Here is a 24,619-nt window from a genome sequence, read left to right on the forward strand (position 1 = left end):
CACGCCCGCGTGGTGGTCACGCCAGTGGGGCGGTGGCGCCGGGGGCGCCGAACCACGTGGGGAGCTGGCCGGTCAGCTCCCGCTGGTCCGCACCGGCCCACGCGACGTGGCCGTCCGGCCGCAGCAGCACCCCGGGCACGTCCAGCTCCTCGCTGACGTCCACGACGTGGTCCACCCGGTCCTCCCAGCCCGCCACCGACAGCCGCCCGGTCTGGTCCAGCAGCAGGCCGCGCCCGGAGTGCGTCAACGCGTACAGCCGCCCCCGCGTCAACCGCACGTCCCGCATCCGCCGCCCGAGCAGCGGGTGCCCCGCGCCGAAGTCGTAGCGGACGCCGAGCGCGGTGACCTTCTCCACGAGGTACCGGTTCACCTCCTCGAAGTCCATCAGCTCCGACACCAGTTGGCGCACGGCGCGTGGACCCGGGTCGGTGGACAGCAGCTGCATCTGGGCGCGGGTGTTGCTCAGCACGTCGGCGGCCACCGGGTGGCGTTCGGCGTGGTAGCTGTCCAGCAGCCCCTCCGGCGCCCAGCCGCGTGTCTGTGCGGCCAGCTTCCAGCCCAGGTTGAACGCGTCCTGCAGGCCGAGGTTCAACCCCTGCCCGCCGACCGGTGGGTGGACGTGGGCCGCGTCCCCGGCCAGCAGCACCCGGCCGGTCCGGTAGCGCTCGGCCAGCCGGGTGGCGTCGCCGAAACGGGACAGCCAGCGCGGTGCGTGCACGCCGAAATCGGTACCGGCGACCGCCCGCAGCTGCCGCTGGAACTCCTCGATCGTCGGCGGGGCCGACCGGTCCCCGGCCACCCCTTCGGCGGGTACGACGACGCGGCACACCCCTTCCCCGACCGGGCCGATACCGAACCGCTTCTCCCTCGTGCGGACGTCAGCTGTCGCGGCCGCCAACTGCTCCGGCGACGCCGTCACCGCCATCTCGCCCAACAGGGTGTCCACCGTGCTGGGCTCGCCCGGGAAGCCGACGCCCAGCAGCTTGCGCACCGTGCTGCGGCCCCCGTCGCAGCCGACGAGATAGCGCGAGCGCAGCCGCGTGCCGTCGGCCAGCTCGACGCTCACCCCCTGGTCGTCCTGGCTCAGCCCGACCACCTCGGCGCCCCGCCGGATCTCGGCGCCCACCTCGGCGGCGTGCTCGGCCAGCAGGCGGTCGGTGGTGGGCTGCGGGATGCCCAGCACGTACCCGTGCGCGGTATCCAGCTGATCCGGCGCGGGCTTGTCGATCCCGGCGAAGAAGCCGCCCACCGGGTACCGCTGGCCGAGCGCGAGGAACCGCTCCAGCAGACCCCGCTGGTCCAGCACCTCGATGCTGCGCACGTGCAGCCCGAGCGCGCGGACCACCTTGGTCGGCTCCGCCTCCCGCTCCAGCACCACCACCCGCACGCCGTGCAGCCGCAGCTCACCGGCCAGCATCAGCCCCGTCGGCCCACCGCCGACCACGATCACGTCCACCATGAAAACCCCCAGTGTTGAGCCGGGGCGCGGTACTCACCTGTGCTGACACCAGCCCACACACCGCGCAAACCTCCGATTTCGGCAGGTTCTGCCCCGGGCCGACGATTCTGCACCCTCACCGGGCCCTTGCCGCAAGGCCCCCCATGCGCTATAGGTTGAGAGTGGCAAGGAGCGGGTTTCCCTCCTTGCCTTTCTTGTTGCCCAGCGGGGTCCGCGACGGGGGACGACGCCCGCGACGGGTCAGTTCACCCGCTGAGGCCCCTGGGTGGGGCGTTCCCGGTGTGGCGGTTGAGCCGCCGAGACGCGCGGACGCCTTTCCGGCAGCGCGCGGCGCCGTGTTCGGCACCTGGTCTGGAGCACACGGTCACGGGTGCGCCAGGCAGGCCCGGGAGCGCCCGAGCTGGGTCAGGGAGCGGGCTCGCCCGGGGAGGGAGGGCGGGGGCCGGGCAGGAGCGTGGTGACGGTGGCGGTGCCCAGGGGGCCGGTAGCGGGGAAGGAGCGGACGTCGGTGCGGTGGCCGCGGGTGAGGGCGGTCAGCCCGGCGGCGTCCGGCTGGAGCCTGCCGCGTGCGAAGGTGACCAGGTGGACCGTGGTCGCGGGCGGTGGCGGGTTCATGGCGCGGTACTGGCGGTAGGTGACGGCGTCGCAGCCCGAATACCAGCCCATCTCCGGTTCGTATCCGGTGACCAGCAGGCAGGGGCGGCCGTCGGCGGCCAGGGCGCGGGCCACCGGGACCGTGGAGGCGGCCTGCCGGGTGGGGCCGGGCATCGCGCCGTGGGCGACGGCTTGCGCGGTGGCCGGTACGGTGACGAGCGCGAGCCCGGCGAGCGCGCCGAGCAGAGCCGGGCGGTGGCGGCCAGCCCGCTCGGCGAGCGTCCGCACCCCGAGCACGGTGAGCAGGATGACGGGCAGGTAGACGAACCGGGGTTCCCCGTCGGTGGCGAGCCCCAGCACGACGAACGTGAGCAGCGCCGTGGCCGCCAGGAAGGCCGGGCGCCGGTCCCTCGCGGTGCCGCCGCGCCGGCGGACGGCCCGGGCGGCAGCCACCGCGCCGGCCAGCCCGGCTGTCATCACCACCGCGCCCAGGTCCCCGGCCAGCCGGTACGGGAAGATCAGCAGGTAGTAGAGCAGGCCGTCGCCGACGAAGATCCGGTTGGCCTGCTCGGTCGCCGAGAGGATCAGGCCCAGGGGTCGTCCGGTGAGCTGCACGGCGTAGACGAAGTGTGGCAGCAGGCCCGCGAGGAGCAGGCTCAGCGCCACCGCGAGCGTCCGGGCGTGGGCCAGCCAGACCCGCGGCCCGTAGACGAGGAGGGCGGCCAGCACGATCGCCAGCAGGTTCCCGGTGACGCCGTAGCGGAGGTAGAAGGCGGCCAGGATGACGCCGGGCAGGGTCAGCAGGGCGATCCGGGCCGCCCGGTCGTCGCCGTCCCGTTCCTGCACGCGGGTCAGCAGGAATACGACGATCAGGAGGAGTCCGGTGGCGGCGATGTCGTTGAGGAATTCCGGCATGCGGCGCAGGAACCCCAGGCCGCTCAGCAGCAGGAGCATGACCACGACAGCCTGCCGAGGGGTCGTCCAGCGGGCGGCGACCAGGTACGTGACGGTCAGGGTCAGCAGCGTCAGCAGCAGCGCGACGAGACGCAGCATCCCGGCACTGGGGTGCACGTGCAGCGCTATCCAGCCGAGCGCGGGCAGGCCGGGCGGCCGGTAGATACCCCAGCCCGCGTCGGGCGTGCCGTCCAGCCAGAAGCGGGCCTTGTTCGCGTAGACGGCCTCCTCGTGCCCGAGGTACGGCTCGTAGTCCTGAAGCGCCGCCCAGACGACGGCGGTCAGGGCGAGGACCCCGCACAGCAGCACCCACGGAGGAACGCGGAGCAGCCACCGGGGCGGTGCCCACGTGCGTGCGGGCAGCGGACGTCCGGCCAGCAGCCACAGCGGCACGGCCGCCAGCAGGTACGGCCACGGCTGCCAGCCCGGCAGCCAGCCTCCCCGGCCGACAGCGATCATCACCTGCTGGGCGACGGCGGCCACGGCCAGCAAGGCCGCGCAGCCGAGCGCGATGCGGCGTACCACGGCGACGCTCCCCGTTTCTCCCCGCGACCTGGTCGGCCCGGGAAGCGTCCCGGCGGTCGCCACGGGTCCCGTTCGGTGGCCCGCGCATCACCAGACCGCCGCACCGGGGAGCGCGGTTGCGCGCTGTGACCCACCCCACCTCTACCCGCGCCCCAGCGCCCGGCCGGCGGTGGCGCGGGAAGGTGCCCGGGCAGGTGTGCTGCGCACGTCTGTCCGGGGTCGGTGCGGAGGCGTGCTGGGGAGGGGCGAGGCGCTCGGGTGCTGCTGGCCCCGGTGGGTGGGGCGTTACTTCACGGTGGAGACGGCGGACTTGGCGGCTTTTTCGGCGCCTTCGCGGATGGTGTCGGCGCTCGGGGTCTTGGCGTCCTCGAAGCCGGTGCCGGAGTAGTCGACGGTGATGACGACGTTCGCGGTGCGGGTGACGATCACCTGGTTGCGGTACTCGCCTGCGGCGTCGCTGTCCTTGACCTCGGTGTCGAAGCCGATGCTGGTCGCGCTGTCGCCCACGTCCTTCAGTGCGGCCTCCTTCACCGACTTGTGGCTCTTGTCGCCGGTGGCCTTCGCCACCTGCTCCTCGGCGTACTTCGCGGCGCGCTCGTCGCCGGTGCCGAGGCTGAGGTCGGACTCGTAGCGGCGCAGGGAGACGGTCAGCGAGCGGTAGTCGTACTCGTCCAGCCCCGTCCACAGGCAGCTGGTGTAGCTGTCGGTGTCCTTGGAGCGCAGGGCCTTGCCCTTCTCGTCCTTCACCCCGGGCACGACGTCCTTGACCGTGTCCTTGGGCAGCGCCTTGCAGGCGTCCGGCAGTTCGGCGAACTTCACCGGTGCTGGCTTCGGCGGCGCGCTGGACGCGCTGGGGGACGGCTTGTCCGCCTCGCCCTTGGCGTCGTCCGAGCCGCCGGAGCAGCTGGCGACCAGCAGCACCGGCACGGCGGTCAGGGCGAGCGCGCGGCCCAGCCGGGTGGCGCCGGTCCGGCGGGTGGAGGTGGCGGTCTGTCGGAGCATGGTGTGTTCGCTTTCCCGGTGTCGGTGTCCAGTCTCGGTGGCCGGTGTGGGTGGCCTTCTCGGTGCCCGGTCTCCGGTCAGCCGTCCAGCCGCTCGGCGAGCTGCTGGGCCAGGCGCCGGGCCTGCTCCTGCAACTCCTCGCTGTCGGGCAGGCGGCGCTTGTCGGTGGACCACTGGTCGTACTCGACGGTGACGATGACGTTGCCGGTGCGGAAGACCAGCGTGATGTCGCGGTGGACCCCGGCGTCTGCGGTGGCCAGCTCGTCGTCGAGGTAGGCGGCTTCGGCGAGACCGTCCAGGGGGCGGGGGGCGAGCGCCGGATCGGGGGCGGTGGCGCCGGAGGCAGTGGCGGTGGCGCCGGGTGCGGTGCCGTCGGCGGGGGTGCGGGTGGCGCGGGGATCGGCGTCGGTGTCGGCGTCGGTCGCGTCAGGCGCTTCGGCTTCGGCTTCGGAGCCGGGTTCCGCCTCCGCTTCCGTGGTCGCGTCGGGTTCGGGTGCCGCGTCGGGGGACGCCGGGCCGGGGGACGCGTTGGAGCTCTGGGGGTCGGCGGTGGGCTGGCCCGTGGACTCGTCGGCGGACTGATCGGCGGAGGGCTCCGCGTCGGCCGGCGGTTCCGTGGGCGGGGCCGCGTCCGGGATGTCCGCCTTCTCGGCGCGCTCCTCGTACAGCTCCGCCGCGCGGTCGTTGTCGCTGACGGCGGGGTCGTAGGAGACGACGCGTTCGAGATCCACGGTGAGGTGGCGGCTGCCGCGCGCGGTGGTGCTCTGCCAGGAGCAGCCGACGCGCCGGTCGGTGTCGTAGGTGACGGCGGCCGTGCCCTCCAGCGCGGCCGTCACCGCCTCCGGGCCGGTGGCGTCGGCCTCCTGGCCGGGGTAGAGGGCCGCGCGCAGGGTGTCCTGATTCAGCGCGCCGCAGGGTTCGGGCAGGGTGCGGTAGCGGCCCGGTGGCACGGTCGGCCTGGCCTTGCCGGCCGCGTCGGAGGTGCCCTCGCGCGTTTGGCCGCCGTTCGCGGAGCCGCTGGTGCAGCCGGTCACGACCGCGGCCAGCGTCGCGAGCACCGCGACGCCGCCCAGGTACGTCCTGCGCTGCACGGTGGCCTCCCCGGTGCTCGTACGGTCGAACGTCACCCGCCTGCGGCGGTGCGCCGTGTGGGTGACGGCAGAACCCATGTCTACCGCAACCGCCCCACAGGCGTCCGGCGCGCCAGCGTATATGGGGCGCTATGTCTGGCTTGTGTGGGGGTTGAGAAACGTCACGGTGGGCGGGCGCCGGTTCCCGGGCGCCCGCCCGTACTCTGCCCCGCGACGTCGCGCCGCCGCCCGGGGCGCGGCGCCCGCCGCCTCACCCCTGTGCGCGGTGCACCTTGCGGTTGGACGCCTGGGCGCGGGGGCGGACGACCAGCAGGTCCACGTTGACGTGGGCGGGGCGGGTGACGGCCCAGGCGATCGTCTCGGCGACGTCGTCGGCGCTCAGCGGATTCGGCACGCCCGCGTAGACGGCGGCGGCCTGGTCCGCGTCGCCCCGGAAGCGGGTGAGGGCGAACTCCTCGGTGTGCACCATGCCCGGGGCGATCTCGATGACGCGCACCGGCTCGCCGCACAGCTCCAGCCGCAGCGTCTCCGTCAGCGCGTGGGCGCCGTACTTGGCGGCGGCGTACCCGCCTCCGCCCTCGTAGACGGCGAACCCGGCAGTGGAGGAGACGACGACCACCGTGCCGTCGCCGGAGGCGGTCAGCGCGGGCAGCAGCGCCTGCGTCATGTGCAGCACGCCGAGGACGTTGACCTCGTACATGCTGCGCCAGTCGGCCGGGTCGCCGGTGGCCACCGGCTCGGTGCCGAGGGCGCCGCCCGCGTTGTTGACGAGCACCTCGACCGAGCCGAGCCCGGCGGCGAAGGCGTCCACGGCCGCGCGGTCGGTCACGTCCAGCGGCCGGGCCTCGGCGGCGTGTCCGGCGGCCGTCAGCTCCTTGGCCAGCGCCTCGATGCGCTCCGCGCGGCGGGCGGTGAGCACGACGCGGTACCCGGCGGCGGCCAGCTGCCGCGCGGTCGCCGCGCCGATCCCGCTGCTGGCTCCGGTGACGACGGCGGTCCGGCTGCTCATGCGATGCCCTCCTGGTGGCGTACGGCGGTGTGCTGCCGACGACGTCGGCCCGCGCCCGCAGGCTACCGGTGCGGCACTATGGACGAGCAGACGTGATCACGGGGGAGACGTGTGATCACGGGGGGCTACGGGGGAGGGGACGACTATGGGCGAACCGGAGCGCTCCGCGCGGGCGCTGCTGCGGGTGGCGGATGTGACGCACGCGTACGGGGACCGGGCGGTGTTGCACGGCGTCTCGCTGGCCGTCGTGCCGGGGGAGTGCGTGGCGCTGGTCGGGCCCAACGGCTGCGGCAAGTCCACGCTGCTGCGCCTGGCCGCCGGGCGCGAGCAACCCACCACGGGTCGCGTGGAGTTCGGGGGAGCCGTGCTGGACGAGGACGATCCGGCCACCCGCGCCCGTATCGCCACCGTGCTGGACGCGGCGGTGTTTTACCCTGACCTCACCGTCCGCGAACACCTGCTGTTCGTCGCGCTCGCCCACGGCCTGGGCGCCGGTGCCGACGCCGCCGTGGACCACGTGCTGGACCAACACCACCTCACCGAACACGCCGACGCGCTGCCCGGCACCCTGTCCTCCGGCCAGACCCAGGCCCTGCTGCTGGCCAGCGCGTTCGTCCGGCCGCACGAGCTGCTTGTGCTCGACGAGCCGGAACAGCGCCTCGACTCCCGGGCCCGCGCCGAGCTAGCCGACCGCCTCCGCGCCCACACCGCACGCGGCGTCGCCGTCCTCCTGGCCACCCACGACCCCCACCTCGCCCACCACGCCGCTGACCGCACCCTCGCCCTGGAATCGGGCCACCTGGCCCCCACGCCCCCGGAGCGTCTGGCCCAGCCCCGTGCCTGACCCGAACCCACCGGAGCCACGCGTGCCGCAGCGGGACGAACGGGGTTGGCATGGAGCGGAGTTGGGTGGGTCGGAGCGGGGCGTACCGGAGCCCCGCGTGCCGCAGCCGGGCGAACCGGAGCGGCGAGGGCCGGAGTTGAGCGAACCGGAGCCGCCCGCGCCGGAGCCGCCCGCGCCGGAGTCGGAGGCGTGCTCACCGCTGGCGGGGTCGTGCCCCGGGGTGGGAAGCGCGCGCGGGCGGGACGCCGCTGGACGGGAGGCGCTTGCCTACCTGCGCGCGGCGGGGCAGGAGGGGCGGCGCGCGCGTCGGCGCGGGGCCGCGACCACGCTGTACGGGCTGCTCGTCGTCACGGTGATGCTGGGCGGCCCCTATCTGCTGACCGCCGCCGACGGGTCCTGGTGGGCCGGTGTCGGCGGTCTCACCCGGGTGCGGGACGGGCTCGCCGGCACGCTCCCGGCGCTGTGGGCGGTCGCCGTGCTGCTCGCCGCGCGGCACGCGGCCTGGCACGGCCCGGTCGGCGTCAGCCTGCCCGGTGCCGGGTGGGCGCTGCCGCAACCCCTGTCGCGGCGCCGCCTGTTACTGCCCCGGCTGGCGGCGGTCACCGGAGGTGGCGTGGCCGTCGGTGCGGTGGCCGGTGCGGTGGCCGGGTTCGTTCTCGGCACGCTGCCCGGCGGCTCGGCCAGCGGTGGCGCGGGAGCGGGGGCGTGGGCGGGCGCGACGCTGGCGGGAGCGTGCGTGGCCGTCGGCGTGCTGGTCGAGCGGTACGACCGTGCCGTGCTCCGGCTCGGACCCCGCCTGTTCGCGCCCGGGTGGGCGGTCGTTGGCGTTCTGCTGACGCTGGCGGTGTGGGCGCAGGCCGGGGGCGTGCCGCACGGGGTGGGGCGGGTGCTGCTGTGGTCGGGCCCCTGGGGGTGGGCGGTGCAACCCCTGCTGGCGGCGGCGGGTGGGCAGGCGCCGGTGTGGCCGGTGGCGAGCGGCGCCCTCCTCGCTCTGCTTGCCGCCGTCGCGGTGTGGTGCTCGCACGCGGCCCCCCGGGTTCCGGGAGACGCCCTGCGCCGCCGCGCGCGCACCCTCGGTGAGGTGACGGCGTCGCTGTACTCGCTTCAGTTCCGCCAGGCCAGGCGCACCGTGCTGGCTCCGCACCGGCGCGCCGGACGCGCCCGGCTGCGGCTGCCCGTACCCCGGCACCCCTGGCTGCTCGTCCCCTGGCGCGATGCCACCGGGCTGCTGCGGGCCCCGGCCCGGCTGGCGTGGGCCGCCACCGCGCTGGCCGTCGCCCTCACCGCTTCGGCCGCCGCAGCGGGCGGGGCGCCGCCGCACCGGGTGCTGCTGTCCCTCCTGGCGCTCGCGGCCCTGTACGCCGCCGCCGCGCAGCTGGCCGAGCCCGCCCGGGTGGACGGCGACGACCCCCGGCGCGCCGGGACGCTCCCGTACGCCCGCGGCACCCTCGCCCTGTGGCACGCCGTCATACCGGCCGCCGCCCTGCTGTCGGCCCTCGCGCTCGCCCTGGGCGCCGCCGCCCTCACCGGCGCGGGGCACCCCGGCTGGCCGGTGCTGTTCCTGGCCGCGCCGACCATGGTGGGTGCGGCCCTGGTCAGCGCCTACCGGGGCAGCATGCCCGCGCACGTCGCCCTCGGCGTGGAGACCCCGTTCGGCAACACGGCCCCGTTCCAGATGGCCGTCTGGTACCTTCGCGGCCCCCTCGCCGCCCTGCTCCTCACCGCCCCACCCCTCCTCGTCGCCGCCCCCACCGGCCTCCTCGCCATGCCGTGGACCCCGGGGCTCCTGGGCGCCGCCGTCCTCCACCTCCTCTGGGCGCACCACACCGCGCGTCGCGGCGACTGAGGCCACGCATCCTCACCCCGCCACGCGCGTGACCCCTTCCGCGCCTCCCGAAACCGCGTCACCGCGCGCTCCCGGGAGGCGCGGCGTAGGGCCGGGACCCTGCCGGGTGGGCCGGAGGACGTGTGTTCCACGTCGGGCGTCCGCGTTGGTGACGGCAGCGGCAGGGCCGTTACCGGCCCGGTTCCGGATTCTTCGGCACCGCGGGAACTGACCGCCTCTCCTGCCCGACTGCTGTGAGGAGCCGGGGAGGTGGCATGGAAGGGTTGGAAGTCCGGATGTCCGGCGTCGTGTGCCGGCATGGCCGGGTCGAGGCCGTGCGCGAGGTGGAGCTCGACATCGGGCGCGGCCAGCGTGTTGCGCTGACCGGTACCAACGGGTCGGGCAAGACCACGCTGCTGCGCGCCGTGCTGGGGCTGCACCGGCAGGTCGCTGGCCGGATTCTGGTGGGCGGCCGGGACACCCGGGGCGCGGCCGAGTGGGCGTGGCGGAGACGCGCGTGCGCGTGGATTCCGCAGAAGCCGGCGGCTGGCCGGTTTCCGCTGCTGGGGGGCGAGTTGCTGGCGAGCGCGGGCGCGGGCGCGGCCACGGAGGCGGTGGCAGCGGCGGACAAGCTAGGGGTCGGGCAGCTGGCCGACCGCCCGTTGCACACGTTGTCCGGTGGACAGCTCCAGCGCATGTACCTGGCGCGGGCGGTCGGCTGTGTCGCGGCCGGGGCGGGCGTCCTCCTCGCCGACGAGCCCACGGCCGCTCTCGACTTCTCCGGTCAGGAGGAGGCGGCCGACGTGCTGCTCTCCCTGCCGGTGACCGTCGTGGTCGTCACCCATGACCGGGCGCTGGCCGAGCGCTGCGACCGGGTGCTGGAGATGGCCGCGGGGCGGCTGCGGGAGGTCCGGTGAGTGCTCTGGTCGCGGCTGACGTCGGTCAGCTCCTCCAGCTCGTGCCCGTCCAGCGGGCCGGTATCGCCCTGCTGGTGGCGGCGGTCGGACTGCCGGTGATCGGTGTCGTCATCGTGGGTCTCGACATCATGCCGGTGCGGTTCGCGATGATGCACGTCGCGCTCCTGGGCATCGCTGTCGGGCTGCTGACCGGGCTCGATCCCATGCTGTGCGCGCTGGTGGCCTGTGCCCTCGCCGGTGCCGGAGTCGCTCCGCTGGCCCGGACTCCGGACGGCCTGTCGGGCGCCATGGGCCTGCTGATGAGCCTGGCGATCGCCGCCGCCCTGCTCGTGCTGGCCGTCTCCGGCGTCAACGCGGCGGGTGCTTTCGCCCTGCTCTGGGGTTCCATACTCTCGGTCGGTACCGCCGACCTGTGGCTGCTCGTGGCGCTGGCCGTCGTCGTACCGGCCCTGTTCTGGTGGCGTCGCGCAGACATCGCGCTCCTGCTCCATGACCGCGAACTCGCCCTCTCCTCGGGCGTGCGGGTGGAGCGGCTCACCCTCGTGCTGCTGGTCCTGGTGGCGGTGTCCGTCGCCGGAGCCATCAAGCTCACCGGCGCCCTTCTCGTTGACGCGTTGACGCTCCTTCCGGCTCTCGCCGCCCGGCGGCTGGGGAGTTCCCTGCTGTCCGTCACCGCCTGGGCCGTGGGCATCGGCGTCGTCGTCAACCTGACCGGGTTTCTGGTCGCGCTCCGTTTCGACTGGCCGCCCGGCCCCGTCCTGGTCCTCACCGCTGGCGTGGTTGTCCTCGCCGTCCACCTCCTACCCGAACGGAGAATCAGCTCATGGCGCGCACCCGCCTCCGCATCACTCCCCTCCTCGCACTGAGCTTCAGCGCGGTCTTCCTGACGGCGGCCACCGGCTGTGGTGGGGGAGGCGACACCTCTTCGCCCGCGTCCGGCGCGTCCGGCGCGTCCAGTGCGGACGCTGCGGGGAAGGACACCGGCCCGGTCGTGGTCGCCACGACCAGTTGGGAAGGAGCGTTCGCCAAAGCCGCGGGCGCCGAGGACCTCACGGTCATCGTGCCGGAGGCGGTGCAGCACGCTCCCGACTACGATCCGAAGCCCTCCGACCTCGCGGCCGTGGCGGACGCTGACTTCGTGCTGTACGCGCCCTTCGAGCCGTACGCCGAGAAGTTCAAGGAGGCCGCCGGAGGCGAGGCCGAACTGGTCGAGGTCAACCTCGACAACGACGCGGACCAGGCCAAGGCCGAGGTGACGCGGCTGGGCAAGATGTTCGGCACCGAGGCGGCCGCCGCCACGTGGATCACCTCGTTCGACACCGAGTACGCCACGCTGCGGGAGGACCTCAAGCGTGCCTGGCCGGACGGCGAGGCCCCCACCGCCGTCGCCCAGGTGTTCTCCGCCTGGTCGGCGAAGCTGGCCGGAGCCGAGGTGGTCGGTACGTACGGCCCGGAGGCGGTGACGGCCCAGCAGCTGTCCGACCTGTCCGGGAAGAAGCCGCAACTGGTGCTCGACAACGCGCACATGTCCACCGGCACCGTGCTGCCCGATTCGGGTGCGCGCCAGGTAGCGATCGTCAACTACCCGGGCAAGGACCTGGACCTGTTGACCGTCTACCAGAACGCGGCGACGACGCTGGAGAAGGCGTTGAACGCCTCCTGAGGTACGCCGCCGTGCGGGCTGCGGGCCGCACGGCGGCGTACCGGCGGGTCCGCGCGTCGATCGGGAAGTCGGGCACCGAGGTCGGGCACCGAGGTCGGGCACGGAAGTCGAGCACGGAAGGGGCCGCTCGGAAGACCGGGCGGCCCTCGTCGTCCGGCGGATCACCCGGCCGAGGCCAGGGGCCGCTGCCGCTCCGCCTCGGGCGCACACCGCTCCCGCAGGTCCGCCCGGTCCGGCTTGCCGGCCGGAGTCAGGGGCAGTTCACGCAACACCAACAGGCGCTCGGGATGCTTGCGCCGCTCCAGACCTCGCGTGTCCAGATGGGCGCACAGCTCTTCCAGCGTGGGCGCCGCCGCCTCCCTGGGCACGACGCAGGCCGCGAGCCGCTCGCCCATCAGCGGGTCGGGCACGCCGACGCAGACCACGTCCCGGACCGAGGGGTGCCCGGCCAGTTCGACCTCGACCTCGGCCGGGCTGATGTTCGCCCCGCCACGGATCACGACGTCCTTCAGCCGTCCGACGACCCGGAGTGTGCCGTCTTCGTCAATGAGGCCGAGGTCTCCGGTGCGCACCCAGCCGTCCTCGGTGCGGTAGCGGGTGTTGAGGCCGGGAGCGGCGACGTAGCACAGGGGGGTCATCGGACCCCGGGCGACGATCTCCCCCACCGTGCCCGCGCTGACCTCCCGCACCTCACGGGTGCCGGGGACGGCGATCCGGATGTCGGCGACCCGGGGGTCTGGTTGTCCGGCGGCGATGCCGGGGCGCCCGTCGCGGCCGGGGGAGCCGTGCCCCAGCCCGGTGTGACAGTTGACGCCGTCGGCGGAGCCGTAGAGGTTGACGACCGGGCAGCCGAAGACCGAGCGGGCCTCGGCCGCGGTGGCCTCGTCCAGGGGCGAGCCGCCGACGACCACGGCCGTGGGCGGAGTGAACGTCCGGTGCGCACCCTCGGTGAGCCGGTCCAGCATCATGCGGAACATGGTCGGCACACCCAGCACATGGGTGGGTTCGTGTTCCGCCAGCGCCTGAAGCGCGGCGTCCGGGGTGAAGTGGTCGAGCAGGACCAGGGTTCCGCCGTGCCGGGCGAGGGTGACCGGGGTGCCGTTGCTGCCGAACGCGGACGCCAGCGGGACCAGGAAGAGGCAGCGCGGCGGGCGCCCGTCCGGGATGAGGGAGCCGAGGAAGTTGCCCCGGCCTCCGGCCAGGGCGTTGTGCGAGTAGGCCACCATCTTCGGCTCGGACTCCGACCCGGAGGACACGAGGATGCGGGCGGCGGAGTCGGGGTCGGGGCGGGCCGGCAGGAACGTCTTCGGGTCCGTGCGCATCAGGGTCGGCATCGGGATGGCTCCCTGCGGTGCGGTGCCCGCTGGCCCCACGGCGACGACCGTGCGCAGGGCGGGCAGCTCATCCGTCAGTTCCATCAGGTCGGCCGCGTGGCGGCTGCCCCGGTGCTCGGCCGCCGCGATCACCGCGACCGCCTCCGATCTGCGCAGCAGCGAGGCCGCCTCGCGTCCGCCCCGGCCGACCGGGAAGGGCAGGGCCACCGCGCCCAGAGCGGCGAGAGCGAGGTCCGCGATGACGGCGTCGCGGCCGTTGGGTAGCTGGACGCCGACGATGTCACCGGCTCGTATGCCAAGGCCGAAGAGCCCGGCGGCCAGGCAGCGGGCTTTACGGTCCAGCGCGGTGTAACAGAGTTTCCCCTTGGCGTCGAGGACGGCCGTCCGGTGCGGGTCGGCGCTCTGGCGGGCGCGGTAGAGGCTGTAGAGGTCCAGGTCGGGGCAGGTGCCTTCCACGGCCCAGGTACGGCGCAGCGTGGCGGGCAGCAGGTCGGGCAGGGCGACGGTCATGCGAACCTCCAGGGGGCGGGCACGGCGGGCGAGCCATGGGCGTCGCGGCTGATCGGGCCGCAGGAGAGCAGAGCGGCGAGGTCGGTGACGACCGGGACGGCGGCCGTGCCGCGCGCGTGCAGCCGCTCCAGCGCCTGGGCTGTGGGGAGGCGGCGCACGTCGTGGGGGACAGCGGCGTGGTCGGGAAGGGCGATCCAGCCGTCGGCCGTGGGCACGGGGCGGCGGAACCCGGCCGGGCGGCGCGGGTCGAGGCCCTGGACGGCGCGGCTTCGCGCCGGCGCGGTCAGCACGTCGGCCGCTCCGAGCAGGGACGAGTCCACCCGCACGCCCGCTCCCGTGCGCTGGCGCAGCAGCAGACCCGCGAGGACGGCCTCGGCCCCGAGGAGTCCTCCGAGCACGTCGAGCAGCGTCATCAGGGACGGCACGGGCTGCTCGTCCACGGGCCGCACCGCTTCCCCCACGGCGGTGCGGGCCTGCACCATGAAGTCGGTTCCCATCGGCGCCCCGGTCAGCCGGTCCGCCCAGCCGCTGGTGTACGCGTAGACGAGAGCGGGGTGGGCGGCAGCCAGGTCCTCGTGGTCCAGCCCGAGCGCGGCGGCCTTGCCGGGCGCCCAGTTGTGCAGGAACACGTCGGCGTCCGCCGCCATCGCGCGCAGCCGCTCGCGGTCGGCGGCGGACTTGATGTCCACCTCGACGGCCTTCTTTCCCCGGTTGAGCGCGAGCCAGCGGGCCGAGACGCCCGAGCAGGCCGGTGGCATGCCGCGCAGCGGATCACCGCCCGGCGGCTCGACGCGCACCACGTCGGCGCCGAGCAGGCCCAGCAGATGCGCGGTGAGCGGCGCCTGGATGCGGCGGCCCGCCTCCAGCACGGTCAGCCCGGCCAGCGGGGCGTCCACGGGCGGTGGTGGGCCGGACCCGTCGTACGACGCGGCGTGGGCCGTCAGTTTCCAGGGTGGGGCACCGTCGTACTCGCTGGCCCGCTCGGTGAGGGTGCGCAGGGCGCACACCTCGGTTCCGGAGGACCGGGCCGCTTCCCGTACGCGCTCCCAGCGGTGGTCGCGGGCCGAGTCGTGCAGCGCCTGCGGAAGGGGCGCGCAGGCGGTGGCGTACCGGAACTGGAAGGGGTGCCAGCCGCGTCGTACCGCGTCCGGCGGGGCGCCGAGGGTGCGCCAGAAGGCGGCCCACGCACCCGCGTCGAGTGTTTCCAGCTCGAACACGATCCCGTCAGAGGTGGTGAACGGCGGACCACCCGGTGCGATCTCGGCGGCCTCGGCCTCCTCGGCACCGGCGGCGGCGAGATACTGCGAGACGGCGAGCAGACCGGCCCGTTCGACGCTGACCTCGGCGCTCTCCACCCGGGTGCCGCGCGCCTGGGCGAGGAGCCCGGCCAGCAGCCCCTGCACGGCCAGCACGCCCGCGGCGGTGGCGGCGTAGTCGGCGGCGAGCCCCCGGGGTGATCCGTCCCGGCGGCCGTGCACGGCCATGATGCCGGTCGCCGCCTGCGCGGTCGCCTCGTCGAGGGCTTGCTCGCCCCAGGTCACGTGGGCGGTGAGCTGGCCGTGTCCGGGGCCGGTGAGGGAGATGTGCTCGCCGGACGGTCCGGTCCCCTCCGCGCCGAGCAGCCGCAGGTGTTCCGCGATGAGCGCGTGCGCCGGTCCCGGGTGGCCCGGGGCGTGCAGGCGCAGTCCGTCGAGGGGCCGGGACGTCTGCGCGATGGCGGGTGTGGCTGGTGGTGTCATGCCTCTCCTTCCTGCCGCGCGGGAACCCGGAGGCGATCACCCCCGACTGGTTCCACGGACAGACAGTCGGGCCGGTGGGAGCCCAAGTTCCCTGAAAGGTGGGGGAGACGTGCTGGACGAGATGCTCGGTGACCCGCAGTGTCCGCCTGAGGTGCGGGAGTTGAGGGATCGGGTGACGGACTTCGTCGGCTCCCGCGTCGTGCCCTGCGAACGCGTCCTGGACGGCGGTGGCCCCGAAGCGGCCCGGACGCTGCGCCGACTGCGCCAGGAGGCGGAAGAGCGGGGCCTGTGGGCGCTGCCCCTGCCCGCCGAACTGGGTGGCCAGGGGCTCGGGCTGCGGGCGTACGCCCATGTCGCGGAGGCGGAGGGCGCCAGCGATCACGGACCGGCGGCCCTGGGATCGGCATCCCTGCTGGACGCGCTCATGCTGGGGCGGCACGGCAGCCCACGGGTGCGCGAGCGCTACCTCGCACCGCTGGTCGCCGGGGAGCTGCGGGCCGCCTACGCGATGACCGAGCCGGACGTGCCCGGTACCGACCCGTTCCTCACCGCCACCCGCGCCGTGGACACCGGGGGCGGCTGGCGGCTGACGGGGGGCAAGTGGTTCGTCAGTGGGGGCGAGACCGCCGACGTCGTCACGGTGCTGGCGCGCACGGACAAGCGGCCCGCGGACCGGGACGGACTGTCCCTGGTGCTGGTGCCGACCGCCGCCCGAGGTTTCCGGGTGGTGCGCGAGCTGCCCGTGTTCGGTGCTTCGGGGCAGGCGGAGATCGCTCTCGACGGCGTCGCGGTGGACGCCGACCACCTGATCGGCGCACGCGGCCAGGCACTCGCCGTCGCCGCCGAACGGCTCCAGCTCGGCCGTACCCTGCGCTGCCTGCGCTGGCTCGGCCAGGCCCGCCGTGCCTTCGACCTCATGCGGGAGCGCGCCGTCACCCGCTCGCGTTCGCGTGGACCGCTCGGTGACCTGCAACTCGTCCAGCGCCACGTCTTCGAGTCACTGCTGTCCCTGCGCACGACCCGGCCCCTGATCCACGAGGCCGTCTCCCGCATCGACGCGGGCGTCGATGCCCACGTGGAGGTGGGACTGGCCAAGGTCGCGGCGGCCCGCACCCTCCACCTGGTGGCCGACGCCGCGATCCAGGTCCACGGCGCGGCGGGGCTCGGCCCGGACACCGCGCTCCCCGCCCTGTTCCGCACGGGCCGCGCGGCCCGCATCCTCGACGGCCCCGACGAACTGCACATCACCTCTGTGGCACGGCGCGTGCTGCGGGCGGAGCAGGGCTAAGGGCTGGCAGGGAAACGGCACGTGATTCCCCGCCAGCCCCTAACCGGTGCCCCCGGGTGCCCGGCCGGTGAGTTCGGCGAGGGCGTAGGCCAGGAAGAAGTCGCCCCAGATCAGCTCGTGACGGACGGCTGTGGTGGCCGTGCGGTCGTAACAGCCGTCCAGCAGACGGCCGTCGGTGGTCAGGTGCCGGTGGACCAGCACGTCAAGGATCTCGACGGCCCGGTCCCGGCGCCCCAGCCGCAGCAGTGCCAGCGCGGTGATGGCGGCGGCGGAGGTGTCGAGGGGGCCGTGGGGGTGAGCGGTGTCGGCGAGCGGGACGCCAGAGGCTGGCGTCACGGTGTCGGCGAGGGCGGCGAACGAGTCGCCGCCGGGCAGGCACGCGCCTTCGGCCAGGGCGAGCAGCAGCCACGCCGGACCACGGCTCCAGCCCGGTGGCGGGTCGGCACCGGCGGTCCAGCCGGCCTCTTCGGTGTGCAGCCAGGACCAGGAGAACGGCCGGGTCCTCGTGAACAGGTCCAGATGCCGGCGCAGATGCGAGGTGGCGGCCTCCGCGTCCACCGTGGCCAGCAGCGGCACCATGCCGGGTACGCCGTCCACCCGGGCCATGCGCCGTGGCCCTCCGAACGCCGACCCCCACGGCACCAGGCCCAGTTCCGTGTCGAAGGCGTCCCGGCAGGCCCGCGCGCCCTGGCTGCGGACGCGGTCCTCGGTATCGTCATCGTCATCGGCGAAGAGCGTGCCGTACCAGAAGATCAGGCCACGGGTGGAGGTGTCCGCCCCGGCCCAGTCGGCCAGGCGGGACGTACCCGCCCGTGCGGCCTCCCGGTCCGGGGGGAGGCCGGTGTGGCGGGCCAGCAGCCACAGCAGCCCGGCCCAGAAACCACCGGTCCAGGAGCCCCGGGCGGTGGTCTTCCACCTGCCGGAGTCCGGGTCCGCGTAGAGCGGGAACCGTGCGCCGACCTCGGCGCGGGTGACGGTGACGCGGGCGAGTACGGCGTCGAGCGCCGAGTCCGCCCAGCCGGGTGCGCCGGCTGGTTTCCCGCGCCCCGCTGGCCGATCCTGGTCGGGGGGAGCGGCCCGGCCCGCGCGGACGCTCATGACCGCACCGCCGACCGGCGTTCCCGCGTGGACCACAGCAGTGCCACCACCGCCGCCCCCGCGAACTCCCCGGCCACCAGGAGCCACCCGCCGTGGTACCGGCCCGCCTCGGCCAGCACCCCGAACAGCGGGGGTCCCACCGCGAACCCGGCGAAGAAGCCCGCCGAGACCAGCGCGGAGTCCTGTCCGGCCCGGCCCGCTGCCGCGCGCTGCATGACGAGGACCATCGACACCGCGTTGGCCGCCACGGCGAACACCCCGATGGCGAGGGCGCCCACCCACACCAGGGGCATGGCCGACGTCGAGCCCGCCAGCAGCAGGGCCGCCACCACCGCTCCCCCCGCCAGCGAACCCGGCAGCCAGACCGCCCGGTCAGGCCGCCCCGCCAGCTTCGACCAGCCCAGGCGGCCCACGATCCCGGAGACGCCGAGGACGGCCACCAGCGCACCCGCCGCAGTGGCACCGAGTCCCAGCCGCTCGGTGCCGTACAGCGCCACATAGGTGTTGACCGAAGCGATGCCGCAGCCGAGCAGCAGCGAGAAGACCATCAGCCACGCGACCATCCCGCGCGGTACCCAGACCGCCGGGGTGGACTTCGGCGGCGGGTCGGCGGGCAGGGCGCGGGCCGCCCAGACGGCGGCCACCACGGCGGCGCCCGCAGCGGTCCACACGGCGCCCCGCCACCCGGTGAGACCGGCCAGCGCCGCGAGCGGCAGCCCGGCCGCGAACGCCCCCAACTGCACCCCCGACTGCTTCATTCCGGTCACCGAGCCGCGCCGGGCGGGCGGTACGGCGGCGAGGATCGCCTTGTTCGTGGCCGGGTTGGCCAGCGCCTGGGGCAGTCCGCCGAGCGCGACGGCGGCCAGCAGGAAACCGGAGCCGGGAGCCAGGCCGATCAGCGCCAGCGCGACCGCCGCCACGGCGAGCAGCGCCACCAGGCAGCGCCGTGGCCCCACCCGGTCCACGACCCGCCCGCCGAGCGGGGAGAGTACGGCCGCCGTGGCGAACCCGACCGTGGTGGTCAGTCCGAGCACCGCCGGTGACACACCCAAGTCCGCCACGAGCCGTGGCCCGAGCGCCCCGAGCAGGAACAGCTGCATCATCGAGAAGGCCATGGCACAGGTCAGCAGCGTGGTCAGACTCCTCGCCGCGCCCCTCCCGGCCGCCGGGCTCACCCCGCCCGGCCCGGGCTGGTCCGTCTGCCCCGCCTGGTTTGTCTGCCCGGCCTGGTCTGCCTGTCCGGTCGTCACGACGCACCTCCTTGGGGGTAGTCGGTTGGGACGCTCCCGAAGTTCCGGCGCATGAGGTGACATGGATCACCTCATGCGGGTTGAGTCACTGGCCGGGGAACTCCGCGTACTCCCTCCTGACGGGGCGCCGAGACTGCGAGGATGAGTCGCCATGAGTGCTGGGAGGGGTATCCGCACGACCCGGGCCGTGGTGTTCGCGGCCGTCTGCGTGGTACTCGCCGCTCTCGGGCACGTGTTGATGTCGGGGGAGGAGCTGCCCTGGTGGGTGCTCCTCTCCGGCGTCTCGGCCGTCGGGGCCGTCGGCTGGGCCTTCGGGGCTCGCGAACGGTGCCGCCGGGCGGTGGCCGGTCTGACCGTCGCCGTGCAGACCTGCCTGCACCTCGCCTTCACGCTCGCGCAGTCCGGCGGCAGGGTGGCTGCGGCACCGGGCGGTACGGGGTCCCTGGGGCAGTGGGCCGACCGGTTTCTCTGCGGTCCGGCCCCGGCCCCCGCGCAGGCTGCCCGCGCCTATGACGTGGCGACGGCCGCGGGGTTGCACCATCGTGAGCACCCCAGCACCCACGAGGCCGACAGCATGGCGCCGATGGGTCACGGCATGGATTCCCTGGCCGGTACGGGCGGCCTGCATGACATGACGCATCTGGCCGGTATGTCTTCCTGGGGCATGCTGGCCGCCCACGTGCTGGCCGCCGCGCTGTGCGGGCTCTGGCTGGCCCAGGGCGAGAGGGCGCTCTTCGCGACGGTCCGCGCCAGCGCGGACCGCGCGTTCGTGCCGTTGCGGCTGGTTCTGGCCGTGCTCTGCCCGCCTCCCGCGCCGCCCTCTCTCCGGCCCGCTCCCCGTCCGGGCCGGCGGCTGCGGCGGCTCCTGCTCGTCCATGTCCGCGCCACCCGGGGTCCACCCGGGGAGACCGCTGTCGCCTGACAGCCGGATCACCGCCACCGCCCTCCGCGCGGCGGCGGTCTCCCGTCCGCGTCACCGCGTGACGGGATCTCCCTCACCCGTGCCTCCGCCAACGAGCACCGTGCCGTGCCCGGTCGGGGTGCGCGGGACTCCGGAAGGACCAACGGGACCATGACCCCTGCCCTGACCACCGTGACCGACGAGACGGTCACCGCCTGGGCGCTCGCCGCCGCCGCAGGCGACCCCGAGGCGGTCGAACGCTTCGTCCGGGCGCTGCAACGCGACGTGCGCCGCTACGTGGCGTACCTCGCCGACGACGTGCAGGCGGCGGACGACCTGACCCAGGAAACGTTTCTGCGCGCCCTCACGGCGCTGCCCCGGTTCGAGGGGCGTTCCTCGGCGCGCGTCTGGCTGCTGTCCATCGCCCGCCGAGCCGTCATCGACAGCCTGCGCCGCGCCGCGTGCCGACCCCGGACGGCCCGCACCGACGACTGGGAGGCCGCTGCCGAACGCGCCCAGCCGACGGGACTTCCCGGCTTCGACGAGGGCGTCGCCCTGTGGGAGCTGGTGGACTCCCTGCCCGAGGAGCGCCGGGAGGCATTCGTCCTGACCCAGCTCCTGGGGCTGCCGTACGCCGAGGCCGCCGAAATGAGCCGGTGTCCGGTGGGCACGGTGCGCTCCCGGGTGTCCCGTGCCCGGTCCGCCCTGGCCGAGTGGGCCGGGGGCGAGCCCGTCGCCCGGAATCCTCTGGAGCATGCCGTGGCCTGACGGTCCGCCCAGGCACACTCCGGCCGGTGCCCGCCGTGCGCGCGACGGGTACCGGCCGGAACTCCCGGCCGGTGACCGGCTGTGGCTCCGGGGCGCCGCCCCCACCTCCTCTGGCGCACCACACCGCGCGTCGCGGCCACTGAGCGCCCTCACCCACCCGCCGGGGACGCCTCGCCGCGCGGCTCCGGCGGGCGCGGCGTACGGTCGATCCATGACGGATGTGCCTGAGGACGTGTTCCACGTCGGCGTCCACGTCAGCGGCTGTAGCCGGGAGGCGGCGGGCACGGTGTTCGGTGCCCTGGAGAGCGCCTTCCCCACCGGGCTGCTGCCCGCGGGCCGACAGGTGATGACCGAGGGCGCGGACGGCGGCGGACACATGGTGTGGTCGGTGGAGGTCGATACCCGGCGCGGCGGCTCCGGCACGGTGAGCGCTCCGGCGGCGCTGCCCGAGCCCGTGGTGGTGGATCTCGACGGCCCCGCGCACCCGGTGGGGCTGGTCAAGAAGGTGCTGACGGCCGCGTTCGACACCGAGGACCACGGCACCGCGCCCGGCGAGCACGAGATCGAGGTCCGGCTCCGGCTGCTGTAGCCACCCGGGCTACGGGGTAACCGGGATCTCCGTGACGCGGACCCACTCGCCTTCCAGGCACGCGTACACCGAGCCGGAGGGCAGCCGCACGGAGTGGCCCTCGGGGGTCGGGCACGGGTCGTTCAGGTCGAGCCCGGTCGGGGCGGGCACGGGGTCGAAGCTGTGCGCGGTCAAGGTCACCGTCGGCGCACCTTCCCCGGCGGACTCCCCGTGCTCCGGCGCCTCGGGCGGGATCACCGGCTGACGTGTCGGCTCCGGTGCCGCCGTCTCCAGCGGGATCGTCGCGCAGCCCGTGGCTGTCAGCGCGGTCACCGTCAGCAGGGCGGCGGCGGCCCGCCGGTGGCCGGTCACGCGCACCGCGTCCACGGCTGCCCCGGACCGGTCAAGGCCACACCAGGCAGTACGCCTCGTGGCCTGCCTCGTGCAGGCGGTGGGAGAAGTCCTGCCACTCGTGCAGCAGGCGGTAGACGGCGAAGGCGTCGCGGGGGCCACTGCGGTCGGGGACGGTGGACCAGATGAAGGCGGCGGCGCCGACGGATTCCTCACCGACACCGCGCAGCGGGTCAACGACCGTCATCGGCAGCTTGACCACCGCGTAGTCCGGGTGCAGGACGACCAGTTCGAGCGGGGGGACGCGGTGCAGGGGTATGCCCTCGATGCCGGTGAGGACCATCGCGGCCATCGTCTCCGGCTTGATCCGCGTGAACATGCCGTGGCCCAGTTCGTCGCCGCCCAGCTCCTCGGGCCGCATCGACAGGGGTACCCGGGCCGCCGTGGCGCCGTCCGGCGCGCCGAAGTACTTGTACGTCACCTCCATGCGGCCGCCACCCCTGCTGCCCTCGCTCTCCGCCGCCTCGCCGCGGTGCCGGCCGCGGGGAACGCGTTCCGGTTCGAGGTCCCCAGCGTCGCCAGGTCCGCCTCCGCGCTGCATGTCACCACCCGACTGTGCGCGGCCCCTCGCCGCGCTGACCCGATCATCGTCTCAGAGACCTCCCCCACGTGCCGCCGGTGAAACGCCCGGCCGCACACGCGAGCGAAGCTCTGTCACCATGGCTTGCGTGAGCTATCCGTACGAAGCCCCAGTATCGCAGTCCCTCTTCGACCGTGCGGCGGTTGTGACACCGGGGGGAGTGAACTCCCCGGTGCGCGCCTTCGGCGCCGTGGGGGGGACGCCCCGGTTCATGGCCTCCGGTTCCGGTCCGTACCTGACGGACGTGGACGGCCGCGAGTACGTCGATCTCGTCTGCTCCTGGGGCCCGATGATCCTCGGGCACCGGCACCCGGCGGTCATGGACGCCGTGCGGGAGGCCGCCGAGCGCGGCACGTCGTTCGGCACGCCGGGCGAGGGCGAGGTGGAGCTGGCGGAGGAGATCGTCGCCCGCGTCGCGCCGGTGGAGCAGGTGCGACTGGTGTCCTCGGGCACCGAGGCCACGATGTCCGCGATCCGGCTCGCCCGTGGCTTCACCGGCCGGGCGAAGGTGATCAAGTTCGCTGGCTGTTACCACGGTCACGTGGACGCGCTGCTGGCCGCCGCGGGTTCCGGCGTCGCCACCTTCGCGCTGCCCGACACCCCGGGCGTCACCGGCGCGCAGACCGGGGACACGCTGGTGCTGCCGTACAACGACCTGGAGGCGGTGCGGGCCGCGTTCGCCGCGCACCCGGACCAGATCGCCTGCGTCATCACCGAGGCGTCCCCGGGCAACATGGGTGTCGTCCCGCCGGGTGAGGGCTTCAACGCGGGGCTGGCGCGGCTGTGCCGGGACCACGGCGCGCTCTACCTCTCCGACGAGGTGATGACCGGCTTCCGCGTCACCCGCTCCGGCTGGTTCGGCGTGGACGGCGTCACCCCGGACCTGATGACGTTCGGCAAGGTCATGGGCGGCGGCTTCCCGGCGGCGGCGTTCGGCGGCCGGGCGGACGTGATGGCCGCGCTCGCCCCGGCCGGGCCCGTCTACCAGGCGGGCACGCTGTCCGGAAACCCGGTGGCCACCGCAGCGGGCGTCGCGCAGCTGCGGCAGCTGGACGACGCCGCCTACGCGCGGCTGGACGAGACGGCCGCCACCCTGCGCGGGCTGGTCACCGAGGCGCTGGCCACGGAGGGTGTCGCCCACCAGGTGCAGCGCGCGGGGAACATGTTCTCGGTGTTCTTCACCGACGAGCTGGTCACCGACTACGACCGGGCCCGCACCCAGGACACCTTCCGCTACACCGCGTTCTTCCACGCGATGCTCGCCGCCGGGGTCTATCTGCCGCCGTCGGCGTTCGAGTCCTGGTTCGTCTCCACCGCGCACGACGAACAGGCCATCGCGCGCGTCGCCGACGCGCTGCCCGCCGCCGCCCGCGCCGCCGCCCAGGCGGTCGCGTCATGAGCCAGGCGAACCGGGACAAGACGGTCACCATCGTCCACCTGATGCGGCACGGCGAGGTGGAGAACCCCGAGGGCATCCTCTACGGCCGCCTGCCCGGCTACCACCTGTCCGAGCTGGGGCGGCAGATGGCCGACCGGGTCGCGGACACGCTCGCCGGGCACGACATCGCGCACGTCGCCGCCTCCCCGCTGGAGCGCGCGCAGGAGACGGCGCAGCCGGTCGCCAAGGGGCACAGCCTGGACGTCGTCACCGACGAGCGGCTGATCGAGGCGGGCAACTCCTTCCAGGGCAAGACGTTCGGCGTCGGCGACGGCGCCCTGCGCCGCCCGGGGAACTGGCGCCACCTGCGCAACCCGTTCAAGCCGTCGTGGGGCGAGCCGTACATCGAGCAGGTGGTGCGGATGTCCGCCGCGCTGGACGCCGCGAAGGACGCGGCGCGCGGCCGGGAGGCCGTCTGCGTCAGCCACCAGCTGCCGATCTGGTCGGTGCGCAGCTTCGTCGAGCGGCGCCGCCTGTGGCACGACCCGCGCCAGCGCGAGTGCACGCTCGCCTCGCTGACCAGCTTCACCTACGTCGGCGACAGCATCGTCTCCGTCTCCTACAGCGAGCCCGCGCTGGACCTGGTGCCGCCGCACCTGCGGGCCGGGGCCGCCCGGCGGCGCCCGCCGCGCAAGGGGTGAGGGAGAGCCGGTACGGGGGCGCCCTCGCGCGGGGTCCGGGTGCCCTCGGGGCGTCCGCGTGCGGGGTCCGGGTGTCCTCGGGGGCGTCCGCGTGCGGGGTGCCCGAGCCGGTACGGGTGCCCGGGCCGGTGCTGGCGCCCGTGCCCCGGCGGGGCGCAAGCTGTGGCGAACCGGGGGAAGACCGGCCTGAACAGGGCGGACGTTCGGGAC

22 protein-coding genes are annotated in these 24,619 nt (G+C 74.7%); 11 read left to right on the forward strand and 11 right to left on the reverse strand.

What is annotated here, in order from left to right; translation table 11 throughout:
* Positions 1 to 16 precede the first annotated feature (16 nt).
* The 5 genes from rox to JJV70_RS11125 all read right to left on the reverse strand — a co-directional run bounded on the left by rox (position 17) and on the right by JJV70_RS11125 (position 6,634).
* Complete coding sequence (gene rox / locus JJV70_RS11105; RefSeq protein WP_219047676.1) at positions 17 to 1,459, reverse strand: rifampin monooxygenase; 1,443 nt, start codon at positions 1,457 to 1,459, stop codon at positions 17 to 19.
* 405 nt (positions 1,460 to 1,864) lie between these two features.
* On the reverse strand, positions 1,865 to 3,532 hold the full coding sequence (locus JJV70_RS11110; RefSeq protein WP_219047677.1) for a glycosyltransferase: 1,668 nt from the start codon (positions 3,530 to 3,532) through the stop codon (positions 1,865 to 1,867).
* A gap of 285 nt (positions 3,533 to 3,817) precedes the next feature.
* Positions 3,818 to 4,534 carry a DUF3558 domain-containing protein gene (locus JJV70_RS11115; protein ID WP_257573768.1) on the reverse strand — a complete coding sequence of 239 codons (717 nt, stop codon included), beginning with the start codon at positions 4,532 to 4,534 and terminating at the stop codon, positions 3,818 to 3,820.
* A 77-nt stretch (positions 4,535 to 4,611) separates the two neighbouring features.
* Positions 4,612 to 5,703: a hypothetical protein gene (locus JJV70_RS11120; protein WP_219047678.1), complete on the reverse strand. Its 1,092-nt coding sequence runs from the start codon at positions 5,701 to 5,703 to the stop codon at positions 4,612 to 4,614.
* A 172-nt stretch (positions 5,704 to 5,875) separates the two neighbouring features.
* The gene (locus JJV70_RS11125) at positions 5,876 to 6,634 is read right to left on the reverse strand and encodes an SDR family NAD(P)-dependent oxidoreductase (protein WP_219047679.1); all 759 of its coding nucleotides are present in this window, start codon (positions 6,632 to 6,634) and stop codon (positions 5,876 to 5,878) included.
* Positions 6,635 to 6,779: 145 nt separating this feature from the next.
* Between JJV70_RS11125 and JJV70_RS11130 the strand changes: the two genes are divergently transcribed.
* From JJV70_RS11130 to JJV70_RS11150, 5 genes are all read left to right on the forward strand, one after another.
* Entirely contained in the window at positions 6,780 to 7,478 is a 699-nt protein-coding gene (locus tag JJV70_RS11130; protein WP_219047680.1) for an ABC transporter ATP-binding protein, read from the forward strand.
* A 136-nt stretch (positions 7,479 to 7,614) separates the two neighbouring features.
* On the forward strand, positions 7,615 to 9,324 hold the full coding sequence (locus JJV70_RS11135; protein ID WP_219047681.1) for a DUF6297 family protein: 1,710 nt from the start codon (positions 7,615 to 7,617) through the stop codon (positions 9,322 to 9,324).
* Between the two features lie 254 nt (positions 9,325 to 9,578).
* Complete coding sequence (locus tag JJV70_RS11140; protein WP_219047682.1) at positions 9,579 to 10,220, forward strand: ABC transporter ATP-binding protein; 642 nt, start codon at positions 9,579 to 9,581, stop codon at positions 10,218 to 10,220.
* Positions 10,217 to 11,086, forward strand: coding sequence for a metal ABC transporter permease (locus tag JJV70_RS11145; RefSeq protein WP_219047683.1), 870 nt, complete (start codon positions 10,217 to 10,219; stop codon positions 11,084 to 11,086). The genes JJV70_RS11140 and JJV70_RS11145 overlap by 4 nt, the downstream gene beginning before the upstream one ends.
* Positions 11,044 to 11,883 (forward strand): metal ABC transporter substrate-binding protein, encoded by an 840-nt coding sequence (locus JJV70_RS11150; protein ID WP_219047684.1) that lies wholly within the window; start codon positions 11,044 to 11,046, stop codon positions 11,881 to 11,883. Before JJV70_RS11145 ends, JJV70_RS11150 begins: the two co-directional genes overlap by 43 nt.
* Before the next feature lie 161 nt (positions 11,884 to 12,044).
* Here the strand turns inward: JJV70_RS11150 and JJV70_RS11155 are convergent, their stop codons facing one another.
* A complete protein-coding gene (locus JJV70_RS11155; protein ID WP_219047685.1) occupies positions 12,045 to 13,727 on the reverse strand; it encodes a class I adenylate-forming enzyme family protein in 1,683 nt (560 codons plus the stop codon).
* On the reverse strand, positions 13,724 to 15,466 hold the full coding sequence (locus JJV70_RS11160; RefSeq protein ID WP_219047686.1) for a CoA transferase: 1,743 nt from the start codon (positions 15,464 to 15,466) through the stop codon (positions 13,724 to 13,726). The genes JJV70_RS11155 and JJV70_RS11160 overlap by 4 nt, the downstream gene beginning before the upstream one ends.
* Positions 15,467 to 15,575: 109 nt before the next feature.
* Between JJV70_RS11160 and JJV70_RS11165 the strand changes: the two genes are divergently transcribed.
* On the forward strand, positions 15,576 to 16,754 hold the full coding sequence (locus tag JJV70_RS11165) for an acyl-CoA dehydrogenase family protein (protein WP_374227279.1): 1,179 nt from the start codon (positions 15,576 to 15,578) through the stop codon (positions 16,752 to 16,754).
* Positions 16,755 to 16,793: 39 nt separating this feature from the next.
* Here JJV70_RS11165 and JJV70_RS11170 read toward each other — a convergent pair whose 3' ends face one another.
* Both JJV70_RS11170 and JJV70_RS11175 read right to left on the reverse strand, forming a co-directional pair.
* Complete coding sequence (locus JJV70_RS11170; RefSeq protein WP_219047687.1) at positions 16,794 to 17,852, reverse strand: sugar ABC transporter permease; 1,059 nt, start codon at positions 17,850 to 17,852, stop codon at positions 16,794 to 16,796.
* Positions 17,849 to 19,102: an MFS transporter gene (locus JJV70_RS11175; protein ID WP_308294775.1), complete on the reverse strand. Its 1,254-nt coding sequence runs from the start codon at positions 19,100 to 19,102 to the stop codon at positions 17,849 to 17,851. The genes JJV70_RS11170 and JJV70_RS11175 overlap by 4 nt, the downstream gene beginning before the upstream one ends.
* Positions 19,103 to 19,253: 151 nt before the next feature.
* Here JJV70_RS11175 and JJV70_RS11180 point away from each other — a divergent pair, with 151 nt between their 5' ends.
* The 3 genes from JJV70_RS11180 to JJV70_RS11190 all read left to right on the forward strand — a co-directional run bounded on the left by JJV70_RS11180 (position 19,254) and on the right by JJV70_RS11190 (position 21,360).
* Positions 19,254 to 20,024: a hypothetical protein gene (locus JJV70_RS11180; RefSeq protein ID WP_219047688.1), complete on the forward strand. Its 771-nt coding sequence runs from the start codon at positions 19,254 to 19,256 to the stop codon at positions 20,022 to 20,024.
* A gap of 150 nt (positions 20,025 to 20,174) precedes the next feature.
* A complete protein-coding gene (locus JJV70_RS11185) occupies positions 20,175 to 20,771 on the forward strand; it encodes a sigma-70 family RNA polymerase sigma factor (RefSeq protein ID WP_219047689.1) in 597 nt (198 codons plus the stop codon).
* A gap of 211 nt (positions 20,772 to 20,982) precedes the next feature.
* Positions 20,983 to 21,360, forward strand: a complete 378-nt coding sequence (locus JJV70_RS11190; RefSeq protein ID WP_219047690.1) for a hypothetical protein — start codon at positions 20,983 to 20,985, stop codon at positions 21,358 to 21,360.
* Between the two features lie 9 nt (positions 21,361 to 21,369).
* Here the strand turns inward: JJV70_RS11190 and JJV70_RS11195 are convergent, their stop codons facing one another.
* Both JJV70_RS11195 and JJV70_RS11200 read right to left on the reverse strand, forming a co-directional pair.
* Complete coding sequence (locus JJV70_RS11195) at positions 21,370 to 21,711, reverse strand: hypothetical protein (protein WP_219047691.1); 342 nt, start codon at positions 21,709 to 21,711, stop codon at positions 21,370 to 21,372.
* A gap of 31 nt (positions 21,712 to 21,742) precedes the next feature.
* Positions 21,743 to 22,291: a hypothetical protein gene (locus JJV70_RS11200; protein ID WP_257573771.1), complete on the reverse strand. Its 549-nt coding sequence runs from the start codon at positions 22,289 to 22,291 to the stop codon at positions 21,743 to 21,745.
* Positions 22,292 to 22,409: 118 nt separating this feature from the next.
* On the opposite strand from JJV70_RS11200, the gene hemL reads away from it, so the two are divergent.
* Positions 22,410 to 23,729: a glutamate-1-semialdehyde 2,1-aminomutase gene (hemL, locus tag JJV70_RS11205; protein WP_219047693.1), complete on the forward strand. Its 1,320-nt coding sequence runs from the start codon at positions 22,410 to 22,412 to the stop codon at positions 23,727 to 23,729.
* Positions 23,726 to 24,409, forward strand: a complete 684-nt coding sequence (locus JJV70_RS11210; protein WP_219047694.1) for a histidine phosphatase family protein — start codon at positions 23,726 to 23,728, stop codon at positions 24,407 to 24,409. The genes hemL and JJV70_RS11210 overlap by 4 nt, the downstream gene beginning before the upstream one ends.
* Positions 24,410 to 24,619: the final 210 nt, after the last annotated feature.

This window comes from Streptomyces sp. JJ66, assembly GCF_019303495.1.
Taxonomy (GTDB): domain Bacteria; phylum Actinomycetota; class Actinomycetes; order Streptomycetales; family Streptomycetaceae; genus Streptomyces.